Genomic DNA, 12,162 nt, shown 5'->3' on the forward strand with positions numbered 1-12,162 from the left:
CACAGCAAAACGCCTACGTCGAACGCTACAACCGGACCGTGCGTTACGATTGGTTAGCCCATCATCTGTTTGATACTGTGAATGAAGTGCAGGATTTCGCCACACGATGGCTTTGGACGTACAATCACGAACGGCCTAACATGGCCTTGGGAGGGGCTACTCCCAAACAAAAACTCGCCATTGCAGCATAGTGCTACTTTTAGCTGTGGTTAAAAATGGGGGGATTACCAATTGAAATGAAGACAATTGCTTTATTCGGCGGGGGTTCGCTATGTGAACTTGATTCAGTGGCGGACGTACAGCTTTTTTTCGATTGCATGAAAGAGTTCGTGGCTCATAAATTTCCTAAGCAGGATTGGAACATTCTGACAGACCGGCTCTATCGCAGGTATCTCCGTATGGAGGAATTAACCAGTGCAGAAACCATGATGGAGCAGGTCAAGGAAGTATTTGCGAATGTACCGAATTCCGCAATTGATTTGAGTGGGATAACTACACCTTCAGCAAAAACACAGTTAGATCCAAATAAAATAACGCTTGCAGAAATATTCTCGAAATATTTTGAGCACTTTGTGCATTGTAAAGAATCGGCAGAAATAAATTACAAGGCGTTTAAGTCGTATCCTGGATACGAATACGAGCCGGTAAAAATGGTAATTGCGGATATGCCAGAGTTCATGACGGACAAAAAGCGCCCTTTGGAAGAATATGATGCCTTGAACGGGGAGCCTTTTTGGATGCGGGGCAAATAATTGCTTGCCCTTGTTGCGCACCTCTTCCATTTTTGAACGGTATTTCTGTATCTAGTTATACACTGTCCCCAATGTTGCGCACGCCGCTTCCATCGTACTCCCTCCCGAATTGCCATCGCCCTATTTTTGCAAGATTGAGCCGGGACTATCCCATTGCCCTGTTCAACGTTGTGCGACACGAAGTCGCCAATAAAAGCTGTTCCGCTGCAGTACAAGGAACCACCCATGTCACTGGACGGCCACAGCATGATTAACGCCTAGTTTTGAAGGAGTGATGCACCTCTCCAATATGTGTTTCATGTGATAGCATAATTCAGCAATTTCAGCAAAAATTACCAAGCATTGGAATGAAAGTGATTGCAAGAAAATAAACAGTAAAGTTAAAGATGTGCTTGACGCTATCGTCACACAGGGAAAAATCAAACAAGAAAGTTTGATTGCATGTAGTCTTCAAGAAATTAAAGCTATTGAAAAGCATTTTTCTTCTCAGCTACCTCAAACCTACAAAGACTTTTTGGTTATTGCAGGCAAAGGTGCTGGCAAGCTATTTCGAGGAACAGACATTTTTTACCCACGAATTTTGCAACTACAAAGTGAAGCCAGAAATTTACTAGCGGAGCTTGATCTGACAAATCTATTGCCAACGGAGGCAAAGGTATTCTGTATGCATCAAGGATATGAAATAAATTATTTTTTACCCTTCTCTGCAGACCCACCTGTTTTTCAATTTTTTGAGGGAGGAAATGCGGTGACAATGCCATGGCAATCATTTTCGGAGTTTGTCGTTGACACTATAAATAGCCATTTGAAGCAATGGCCTGATTTGGACTAATACGCGCGTCCAGCGTCTCACCTTTATCTAGCCGACTCTTTTACGACTTTGCTCATACCTTGATTTGCAGCCATGCGCTATGAAGTAATTACAAAGCCTGAATACTGTAAGCTTTTCGGTAAAATCGAATGCCGAGAAACCGAAACCAGCCTTCTGTCGTGCCTTGCAGTTCTCCTGAACTCTTGGGGTGTCAAGGTAAGACTCACGCATTTGCTGAGCCTGGCTCCATTGGCTCATGGACAGGTATCAGGAAAATTATTGCTGGTACTAACCCGGCGGTTGGGCATGCAGACCATGCGAGTCGTCAAAGAAGATTTGGCGACAGCGCTGGCGTCCTGGCCTGTACTTGTATTATGTGAATCCGGTTTTTGTTTTCTGCTGCTTAAAATCGAGCATGATCATTTTGTGGCTGCCCTGCCTGGTTATGCAGAGCAGGTTTGTAAAGTTTTTTTTGATGCAGAACTGTTGCAGCAACCTTCTGTTGCCTATGCAGTACGTATGCCTCATTTGGGGCCGGCTATCCCCAAACAGGAACGACATCCCAAATTGTATCTACTGCCTTGGCAGGACAGCTATCGTAGTGCCTATGATAGAAGTGCATTTTCAGCTTTTGAAGCTCAGGCTGCAAAATTGCCCAGAGTATTTTTCTTCCCACCGCAACCGCTGACAGCACTGACTACATCTGCCTTAATGGCATCACACGCGAGTATTTGTCCGACACGTCCACAATATTATGGTTGCTATCGTGATTTCAATTTAAAGCGTGGCGATACCGTGTTTGTGCAACATACGGAGTTGTCAGCCTCTGTGGAGGCATTGCTTGCCGTCGCACGTGAACATCATCCAGATGACGCACAGACAGCAGTGCAGTTTGCTGCCAGATTGTTTTCTGACTTTTTAGCGATTCACCCGTTTGTCAACGCAAATCAAAGAATGGCGATGCTGATCGTCACGAACTATCTGTCCAAATGGAACCTGTCTATGCAATGGAAGCACATCACCAGTACACAATACTATTACTGGATGCGTCTAGCTACGCGGGGGCATATCTGTTTTCTGGAAAATGGATTGAAGGCGAACGTTGGCCAGTGTTAGGAGTTAACCGCTACCAGATATCAGACGTGTTACCGGGATAAATGGTCTGTTGTTATTCTTGGGCTCGCCTGCCCTAGTCTTCAGGATTGGGATTCAAGCTGAGTAACAAACCATGCTTGTTCTGGGCTGTATTACCGTTTTATATGATTTTAAATCAACAACGACATAGTGGCTTAAACAACCAACATGCGGATGAGTAAGCGTTTTTGTGTTTTCATTTTTATAAAAATAACCAAATTTCGACCTCGTAGGCAAAGACCAGTCGAGTTAGATGCACTTACCGCCCCCGGCTCTTCACCCGTTTAAACGCATTTGCACTACCCGTTTGATGACTAACAGACCATAAAAGACCTGAATATGCGCAGAAGAAACATGACGCACATCAAGGCAAATTATTCTGCTGTCTGGCAACATGGCACATCTGCCATGCCTGCTTGAGACCAGTACCGCCTGGAAAACCGCCACAGCAAGCCTGTATTTGCTTATGCGCAAACTATATAAGCCTGATTTGTGGGAACTGCTAAATTGCCTTAAAATACAAGGCTTTGCAGCCCTGTGCCTATTTTTGCGCTGTGGCTGTGCCTAAATATCGAATTTTAGATTGGACTGTTATGACCCACGTTGTGACCGAATCCTGCATCCGCTGCCGTTATACTGATTGTGTGGATGTGTGCCCGGTGGACTGCTTCCGTGCTGGCCCGAATTTCCTGATCATTGATCCGGATGAATGCATAGATTGCGCCGTTTGCGTCGCAGAATGTCCTGCCAACGCCATTTTTGCAGAAGAAGACGTGCCGGCAGATCAACAGCAATTCATCAAGATCAATGCCGATCTGACACGCAAATGGCCGTCAATTACCAAGACCGTTGCTCCATTGCCCGATGCTGACGACTGGAAAGATGTCAAAGACAAATTGCAATATCTGGAAAAATAAGTATCTGGAAAAGCAATACAGGGCTTTTGCTAATTGGCTCACACAAATCCGCAATATCAGGAATCATCTCGTCGTATGGAAAACAAACAAACTACCGCGGCCAGCGCCGCCATTGAAGCAGATGCAGTTATCATCGGTGCGGGCCCGGTTGGCCTGTTCCAGGTGTTCGAATTGGGCTTGCTCGAAATAAAAGCACACGTTATTGATTCGCTGGCAGTCGTCGGCGGTCAGTGCGTTGAGCTGTATCCAGACAAACCAATTTATGACATTCCTGCCGTACCAGTCTGTACCGGACAGGAATTGACCGACAATCTGTTAAAACAGATAGAACCGTTCGAACCGACCTTCCATCTGGGTCAGGAAGTAACGCTGGTCGAACGCCGTGAAGATGGTCGTTTTGATCTGGAAACATCGACAGGCACACGTTTCATCACCAAAACTATTTTCATTGCTGCCGGTGTTGGTTCCTTCCAGCCGCGCACCTTGAAAGTCGAAGGCATAGAAGCGTTTGAAAACAAACAGGTCTTCTACCGCGTCAAAGATCCTACCCAGTTCCATGGTAAAAACCTGGTGATCTGTGGTGGCGGTGACTCTGCCCTGGATTGGGCACTGAACCTGGTCGGCAAGGCTGAATCCGTGGTGGTATTGCACCGTCGCGAAGATTTCCGTGCTGCGCCAGCGTCTGTCGCCAAGATGAAAGAATTGTGCGACAACTATGAAATGCAATTGACCATAGGCCAGGTCACAGGTATCGAAACCAAGGACGATTTGCTGTCTGAAATCAAGGTCACTGGCGCCGATGGTGTCACCCGCCGCATGCCGCTGGACACTCTGCTGGTCTTCTTTGGTCTGTCACCAAAGCTCGGCCCTATCGCCGAATGGGGTCTGGACATAGAACGCAAGCAATTGAAGGTCGTGAACACTGAAAAGTTCGAGACTAATGTACCCGGCATTTTTGCTGTAGGTGACATCAATACTTACCCTGGCAAGAAAAAACTCATCCTGTCCGGCTTCCATGAAGCGGCCCTGGCTGCGTTTGGTGCTGCGCCGTATATTTTCCCTGACAAGAAAATCCACATGCAGTACACCACAACTTCACCTAAGCTGCACAAAATCCTGGGGGTGGAAACACCGGTTTTCGATTAATTCGACAATCATTACCCAAACAAAAAGCGCAAAGGATTTCTTTGCGCTTTTTTGTTTTTGATGACGGTGAATTGTTTAAAGATGCCCCATCGGGCTACCACATGCCATCAATTTATAGGCACATAGGATTCCGACTCCCTGAATTGATGGGCAATCTGGTTAAATTCATCGGTAATTTGCAGGAAGGCTTCCAGGATATCCGGGTCAAAATGACTGCCATTACCCTTGCGCATGATATCGATCGCTTCCTCATGGCTGAATGCCGGTTTATAGACGCGTTTGGAGATCAGGGCATCATACACATCTGCCACTGCCATTAAACGCGCAGACAGCGGTATGGCGTCGCCTGCCAGGTTTTCCGGATAACCTGATCCATCCCACTTTTCCTGATGCGAATAGGTAATCTCACGGGCAAACTGCAAGAATTCATTACTTTCACCCAGGTAGGTCTCTACCGATATGATGGTTTCGCGACCATAGACGGTATGCAATTTCATGACTTCAAACTCTTCAGACGTCAGCTTGTCGGGTTTCAACAAGATATTGTCTGGTATGCCGACCTTGCCGATATCATGCAAGGGCGCGGATTTATATAGCAGTTCTATATTTTCATCTGTCAATTCAGCTTGAAAACGTGGATGTTTCTGTAATTTTCGCGCCAGCGCAGCGACGTAATTCTGCGTGCGACGGATATGGTTACCGGTTTCATTGTCGCGGGTCTCTGCCAGCGAAGCCATGGCCATGATGATGGCGTCCTGCATCTTGCCTAGCTTGCGGGTGCGGTCTTGCACCAGGCTTTCCAAGTGCTTGTTCTGGTCTTGCAGCAAATGCCGGGCACGTACCAGATTGAGCTGGGTTGCCACGCGCGCCAGGACTATCGGCGGACTGATAGGTTTGCTGATGTAATCGACCGCTCCCAGCCGCAAGCCCATTTCTTCATCCTGCACCTGGCTTTTGGCGGTCAGGAAGATGATGGGTATATCCGCCGTAGTCGTATCGGCTTTAAGGCGGCGACAGGTTTCATAGCCATCCATTTCGGGCATCATGACATCCAGCAGTATCAGGTCTGGCCCTGGCAGGCTGGACGCAATCTGCAAGGCCTTAAGGCCATTGGTGGCAATCTTTATCTTGTACTGGTCTTTCAGCAAACCCGACAGCAGGGATATATTGTCCGGCGTATCGTCGACAATCAACACAACCTGCTTCGCATTATGGTCGAACATTTCACTCATGTTTTACCCCGATTGCTAGTATTGCTTCCTGTGAAGCCGATCACTCCGGATTGATTCAACAAATCAAAGAACTTCATAACCAAGATTTTTTGCACTGTTAGTCAATAAGTTCAGGGCTACGTCATAGTCAAACTGCCTGACAGCCCGCATGATCTGCTTGTGCACATCGACGCCAAATGCATTGGCGATCATCTCACCTGACTCTAGCAGCAAGTCCACCGCCTCGCCATCGTAATCTCGCAACAAATTGCAACATTTAACCAACAGTTGCTGCATGACGTCATGATCAACCGGGACCAATTCAGCGACTTTCACTTCCGCCTTGCTGAGCGATTTTTCTTGCGTCAAAAGCTGATCAATAGCTGCGATGGCAGCTTGCAAGCGGGCCTCGCAATCATCCAGCACTGGCCCCAGTACAGGCAGGTCGACCTTCTCATGCAACATCAGCTCTAGTTCGGCAGCCAGTGGCTGTATCTGCTTGGCACCGATCAGACCGGCGACACCCTTCAGCGTATGAGCCAGTCGCTCTGCAAGCAAATAGTCGCGACTGGCATAAGCTGAACGCATCTGCCCCACTACACTTCGCTGATCATCACAAAATCGTGACAGCAATTCCAGATAAAAAGCCCGGTTACCCAGCGTACGGCTCAAACCTTCTTCCGTGTCTATGCCATCGATATGCAGGGTATTGCCGGCATCCTGCGCAGGCACCTGAACGGTATCAAAATTACTGCCGAATACATGACCCTGGCACCAGTGCGATATGGCCTGGTACAACTCTTTGGGATTGATCGGCTTGGGCAGATGGGCATTCATGCCGGAGGCAAAACAAAGCTCGCGCTCTTCCACCATGGCGTGCGCCGTCATTGCGACGATGGGCAGCGCGTCAAAGCGTTGATCAGCACGGATTAATCTGGTCGCTTCATGCCCATCCATTTCAGGCATCTGCACATCCATGAAGACCACGCCGTAATAATCCGGCCCGGCCTCACGCAGAGTATTCACAGCGATCTTGCCATTGCTGGCGACATCGACGGCAATCCCGGCAGCCTCCATCAACTCGACAGCAATTTGCTGATTGATTTCATTATCTTCCACCAGCAACACCCGTAAATCCGTGTACTTGGGTATCAACACACCATGGGCACTGGGGATGGCATAACTGGTATTGGAAAACAGTTCTACCATGCAATCGACCAGAGTAGATGCATTGACTGGCTTGGTCAGGAAGCCATCCGGGATCGCAACGTCATCGCGGTAACTGACTTCTTCCATACCATGCGCACTGACCAACACCATCAGCGGTGCCGGTTGCAACGAACCATCGCGCTTCAGGTAAGTGATCAGTTCCAGTCCATCCATTTCCGGCATGCGCAGGTCGGTAAATACCATGCCATAAGGGCGTGTATAACTACATTCCCGCACAGTCTGCAAGGCGGCAGCACCACTGGTGACGACATCAATGTCCACCGGCAGTTCCGACAAGATCTCTTGCAAAATTTCTGCCGCAGCCAGATTATCATCCACGATCAAAATTCGCATGCCATTGATGGCTGCCGGTATGACCTGACGCTGTACGATGGGCTCGGCAATGCCAAACCAGCCTGTGAAATGCACACAGGTGCCAACACCGGCTTCGCTGGTGAGGGCAATTTCTCCTCCCATCAATTCAACCATGCCTTTGGAAATGGATAAACCCAAACCGGTACCGCCAAATTTGCGGGTGGTCGATTCATCTGCCTGGCTGAATGGCCGGAATAATTTATCCGACTGCTCTTCGGTCATGCCGATGCCGGTATCACGCACTTCAAATCTGAGTTTGACCTTGCCATTCAATGCTTCCAGCAATTGGCAGGTGACGAAAATTTCGCCCTGCTCGGTGAACTTGATGGCGTTATTGATGAGATTGATCAATACCTGCCCCAGACGCAAAGGATCGCCATTCAGATAGCGCGGGATATCCGGTGGCGCACGGAACAAGAACTCCAGGCCTTTTTCATCCGCCTTGTCAGTGGTCACTGCCGAGATATTATTGAGTACCTCATCCAGGTCAAAATCAACCTGCTCCATGCTTAATTTGCCAGCCTCGATTTTAGAAAAATCGAGAATGTCATTGATGATACCCAACAAGGAAATTCCGGCCTTGTGGATTTTATCGACATAGTCTTTTTGCTTGGCATTCAAATCTGTGCGCAACGCCAGATGGGCCATACCGATAATCGCATTCATGGGCGTGCGGATTTCGTGGCTCATATTGGCCAGGAACATGGACTTGGCTTCCGTCGTTTCTTCTGCATGGCGACGTGCCATCTCGGCTTCTTTCAGCTCATTTTGCATTTGCAGTGTTTGCAGACGCATCTGCTCTGCCATGCTTTCCTTGAGCTGCGATTCCAGCAACTTGCGCTGAGTGATATCGGATACAAACGACAGCGTGGCTGGCCGCCCTTCCCAATCAATCAGGACGGCGGACAGCTCGGCCCAGATAATCGATCTGGTAGTGTGATTCTGTATGCGGAAGTGGTAATACTGCTCAACATTTTCACCACGCAGACGTCTGGTATGGTGATCGATCACCATCGGTCTGTCATCTGGATAAATCGCCGATATAAAAGACAATTGCGCCAGTTCTTCGGCGCTATAACCTGTCAGGCTTTGCACGCGGGGGTTGGCAAATACGATGCGGCCATCCTGCACCACCAGGATACCTTCGGTCACATTATTGATCAGTTGGCGGTAGTGCTGCTCGGACTTGCTAAGATCGGCTTCCAGTTGACGGCGGGCAGAAATATCCATCACTACCCAGACCGTACCATGGGCCAGATTATCCTTGTCCACTGCGCGGCCAGAAAAATGCACCCAGAAGACACTGCCATCGCTGCGTCGCATTTTCAATTCGGTTTCGAAAGCTTCTCCACGCAATACCGACTGATTGACGGCCGCACCTGATTCCAGATAGGCCTCACGCGATTCGTAGAAGGGTTCAAGCGATGCGCCCAGCACCTTGTCACGCTCGACACCAAATATCTGACACAACGGCGTATTCACCCATTGAACGCGGCCCTGATTATTAAGAAAAACCATGCCGACGATGGAATTTTCCAGCACGGTTTCGCGCTCGGACAGCATGCGCTTGAGTTCATCTTCAAGCTGACGCCTTTCCACCATGGATCGTTCAGCCATGCGTCTGGCCAGTTCGGCTTCTTTTAGCTCATTGCGGATATGCAGGGTCTGCACGTGCACGCGGGTAGCCAGGCCCTGTGCCTTGGCGAACAAATCAAGATACCGCTTTTGTTCGTTGTAGGCTTCTTTCCAGTCTTCCATCTCGGTGAAGATTTCTGACAGTTCCTTGATGGCACGCAGCGGCATGTAGATATAACCATTGCCGCCGACCTCATTGACCGCATGCCGCAAATCACGAATGGCTTCAGGATAGCGTTTGTGACGCCTGTGCAAATGCCCGCTGACCCACCAGCTGTATGGCTTCAAATGCTTGTCTTCGAAACTGCCAAGCAGGGACATGGCCGTTTCACTGAGCTTGTCGGCCTCACTGAGTTGCCCACGCATGGCCAGCGTATAAGCAGCCACCGACAGGCAAAACGTGCGGCTGGCAGTGTCAGAGTTATGACCGGTCTGGATATCGCCTATGTAACTGGCGATGGTCTGGTAAGCATCTTCATACTTGTCCAGCGATACCTTGCATAGGGCCAGCATGGTGGACACAAAAGGTGCCAGCCAGCGCTCAGTGGAATGGATGGCGATATCCCTGGCTTCCTGTAGCAAGACTTCGGCATCTTCGGCATTACCGCTGACATAGAAAATTTCGCCCAGATTGGCAGTTACCTGCGCTACCCGATTGGGTATTTGCAGGCTGCGCGCATCATTCAGGGCGGTATAAAAATGACGAATAGCTTCTTCGGTATAGCCCAGTTCCTGTGAGAGTATGCCCAGCATGTTGTACACCACAATCGAAATGCGGCTGGCACGCATGCGCAAGGCAGGCACGATACGCGCATGACACAGGGCGTAGGCATCTTGCACATTGCCACGCCTGCGCCAGACAGCAATGGTGCCGAACAATGCAAACGCCATGCCTTCATGCTCATCAACCGATTCAAACAGAGTGGCGGCGCGTTCAAAAACGGGGGCAGCCAATTCCAGCTGATCGTCAAAATAGTCGGCAAAGGCATCAATCAGATCAGCTGCAATCAATGATGCGGGGTTGCTTCTCATGCTTTCGTGGTGACGCATCTCGGCAGCGACCTTGCGACCATCCGCAGGAACATCACGCATCAGATCCAGCGCATCAAGACAGCGCTCGCGCCAGTGAATTTCTGTTAGAGAACCATCTTTACTCATTCTGCTCAGCTCTTCAGAAAGAAATCATGCCATCCCAAAATGGGGTGACTGGTCATGTTGCCAGTCTTCATACTGTCCATTTGTCTTTACCTGTACGGCCTGCAAATACTGGGCGAAACGTACCAGGCGAAACATACAGAGAGATACCACATTGTATTTGCATATCTACAAGACAAACTCATTTATCTGCATCTTTTAACCACCATGTGTCTCTTCGTGGGCATTGTCACATGCAGGCAGCATTGGTGGCAGCAATGGTGGCAACAACGAAACCCGCACATGCAACACCAATCCCTTTACTGTCAACGCGACGCTAACCGGTTATTTTGAAAAAATAACTTGGATTTCAACTTTTCCACAAGAAATAATTGTACATAGATCAATAATTTAACACTAATTCACAACATCAAGATATGCAAATACTTTGGCGGGCCACAAATTTTTAAAACTGGTTTATGATGCAATGCAACAGTTTGACTTAAGTGTTTTTTCACAGTCACCCAGATTTCAGCGACAGCAATGCCTGTGGCAAGAAATAATCGATGGCACCTTATTCGAAAGATTCACTATGCTTTATCAACTTCATGAGCTCAATCGTGCATTTCTGAATCCACTTACGCAGTGGGCAGAAGCCTCATCCAAACTGTTTACCAATCCTGTGTCGCCACTGGCACACACGCCTTATTCGCAGAGAATCGCAGCTGGCTATGAATTGCTATTCCGCCTGGGCAAAGATTACGAAAAACCGGAATTCGGCATCACCTCCACCACCATAGCTGGTCAGGTTGTCGAAATTGCGCAAACCACGGCTACCATCAAGCCTTTCTGCAAGTTACTGCATTTCAAGAAAGTGCTGAGTGACAAGGAAAGCGCCAAGCTGAATCAACCCAAAGTATTGCTGGTGGCCCCCTTGTCCGGCCATCACTCAACACTACTGCGTGATACTGTACGTGGCCTGTTGCCCAAACATGATGTGTATATTACCGACTGGACTGATGCGCGCATGGTGCCATTGTCAGCCGGGCCTTTCCATCTGCATGACTACATTTATTACGTTCAGGATTTCATTCGCTTTCTGGGTGTGGGCACGCATGTCATTTCTGTCTGTCAGCCTACGGTTCCGGTACTGGCCGCCATTTCGCTGATGGCAACGGCAAAAGACCCAATGCTGCCAAAGACCATGACCATGATGGGTGGCCCGATTGATCCGCGCAAATCACCTACTCAGGTCAATAATCTGGCAACAGAGAAAAAATTCTCCTGGTTTGAAAATACCGTGATTTACAGCGTCCCGGCCAATTACCCTGGATATGGCCGCAAGGTGTATCCTGGCTTCCTGCAACATACAGGCTTCGTCGCCATGAATCCGGATCGCCACGCACAAAGCCACTGGGATTACTATCAGCATCTGGTTCAGGGTGATGATGAATCGGCAGAGCAGCATCGCAAATTTTACGATGAATACAATGCCGTCCTGGACATGCCTGCGGAATACTATCTGGATACCATCAAGACCGTGTTTCAGGAATTCCGCCTGCCAACCGGCACCTGGGAAGTCGAAGGCAAACTGGTCAGGCCGCAAGACATCAAGAATGTCGCCCTGTTCACTGTAGAGGGTGAACTGGATGATATTTCAGGTGCCGGCCAAACCCAGGCAGCCCATGATCTGTGCAGCAGCATTCCTGCCAGCATGAAACAAGACTATGTGGCCCCAGGCGCAGGTCACTATGGCATTTTCTCTGGCCGTCGTTGGCGCGATATCATCTGCCCGAAAATTGGTGAGTTCATCAAAGAACATTCCTGATCATGTCAAC

9 protein-coding genes are annotated in these 12,162 nt (G+C 48.9%); 7 read left to right on the forward strand and 2 right to left on the reverse strand.

The window, feature by feature from the left end; translation table 11 throughout:
* The 6 genes from ACO0LK_RS18980 to ACO0LK_RS19005 all read left to right on the forward strand — a co-directional run.
* Positions 1-191 (forward strand): integrase core domain-containing protein (locus ACO0LK_RS18980; RefSeq protein ID WP_422977778.1); only part of this gene is annotated, 191 nt, incomplete at its 5' end.
* A 45-nt stretch (positions 192-236) separates the two neighbouring features.
* Positions 237-752 carry a hypothetical protein gene (locus ACO0LK_RS18985; protein ID WP_422977780.1) on the forward strand — a complete coding sequence of 172 codons (516 nt, stop codon included), beginning with the start codon at positions 237-239 and terminating at the stop codon, positions 750-752.
* 388 nt (positions 753-1,140) lie between these two features.
* A complete protein-coding gene (locus tag ACO0LK_RS18990; RefSeq protein WP_422977782.1) occupies positions 1,141-1,584 on the forward strand; it encodes an SMI1/KNR4 family protein in 444 nt (147 codons plus the stop codon).
* Positions 1,585-1,656: 72 nt separating this feature from the next.
* A complete protein-coding gene (locus tag ACO0LK_RS18995) occupies positions 1,657-2,679 on the forward strand; it encodes a Fic family protein (RefSeq protein WP_422977784.1) in 1,023 nt (340 codons plus the stop codon).
* Between the two features lie 611 nt (positions 2,680-3,290).
* A complete protein-coding gene (gene fdxA / locus ACO0LK_RS19000) occupies positions 3,291-3,614 on the forward strand; it encodes a ferredoxin FdxA (protein ID WP_162041671.1) in 324 nt (107 codons plus the stop codon).
* 75 nt (positions 3,615-3,689) lie between these two features.
* The gene (locus ACO0LK_RS19005; protein ID WP_422977786.1) at positions 3,690-4,760 is read left to right on the forward strand and encodes an NAD(P)/FAD-dependent oxidoreductase; all 1,071 of its coding nucleotides are present in this window, start codon (positions 3,690-3,692) and stop codon (positions 4,758-4,760) included.
* Positions 4,761-4,867: 107 nt separating this feature from the next.
* Here ACO0LK_RS19005 and ACO0LK_RS19010 read toward each other — a convergent pair whose 3' ends face one another.
* Positions 4,868-5,992, reverse strand: a complete 1,125-nt coding sequence (locus tag ACO0LK_RS19010) for a response regulator (RefSeq protein WP_422977788.1) — start codon at positions 5,990-5,992, stop codon at positions 4,868-4,870.
* A 63-nt stretch (positions 5,993-6,055) separates the two neighbouring features.
* Positions 6,056-10,348, reverse strand: a complete 4,293-nt coding sequence (locus ACO0LK_RS19015; RefSeq protein WP_422977790.1) for a response regulator — start codon at positions 10,346-10,348, stop codon at positions 6,056-6,058.
* A 568-nt stretch (positions 10,349-10,916) separates the two neighbouring features.
* On the opposite strand from ACO0LK_RS19015, the gene ACO0LK_RS19020 reads away from it, so the two are divergent.
* A complete protein-coding gene (locus ACO0LK_RS19020) occupies positions 10,917-12,152 on the forward strand; it encodes a polyhydroxyalkanoate depolymerase (RefSeq protein WP_422977792.1) in 1,236 nt (411 codons plus the stop codon).
* Positions 12,153-12,162 lie beyond the last annotated feature (10 nt).

The organism is Undibacterium sp. Ji49W (genome assembly GCF_049340205.1).
Classification (GTDB): Bacteria; Pseudomonadota; Gammaproteobacteria; order Burkholderiales; family Burkholderiaceae_D; genus Undibacterium.

Coding starts and splice junctions, on each gene's coding strand:
- ACO0LK_RS18985 (WP_422977780.1), top strand. CDS start 237: ATGAAGACAATTGCTTTATTCGGCGGGGGTTCGCTATGTGAACTTGAT.
- ACO0LK_RS18995 (WP_422977784.1), top strand. CDS start 1,657: ATGCGCTATGAAGTAATTACAAAGCCTGAATACTGTAAGCTTTTCGGT.
- fdxA (WP_162041671.1), top strand. CDS start 3,291: ATGACCCACGTTGTGACCGAATCCTGCATCCGCTGCCGTTATACTGAT.
- ACO0LK_RS19005 (WP_422977786.1), top strand. CDS start 3,690: ATGGAAAACAAACAAACTACCGCGGCCAGCGCCGCCATTGAAGCAGAT.
- ACO0LK_RS19010 (WP_422977788.1), bottom strand. CDS start 5,992: ATGAGTGAAATGTTCGACCATAATGCGAAGCAGGTTGTGTTGATTGTC.
- ACO0LK_RS19015 (WP_422977790.1), bottom strand. CDS start 10,348: ATGAGTAAAGATGGTTCTCTAACAGAAATTCACTGGCGCGAGCGCTGT.
- ACO0LK_RS19020 (WP_422977792.1), top strand. CDS start 10,917: ATGCTTTATCAACTTCATGAGCTCAATCGTGCATTTCTGAATCCACTT.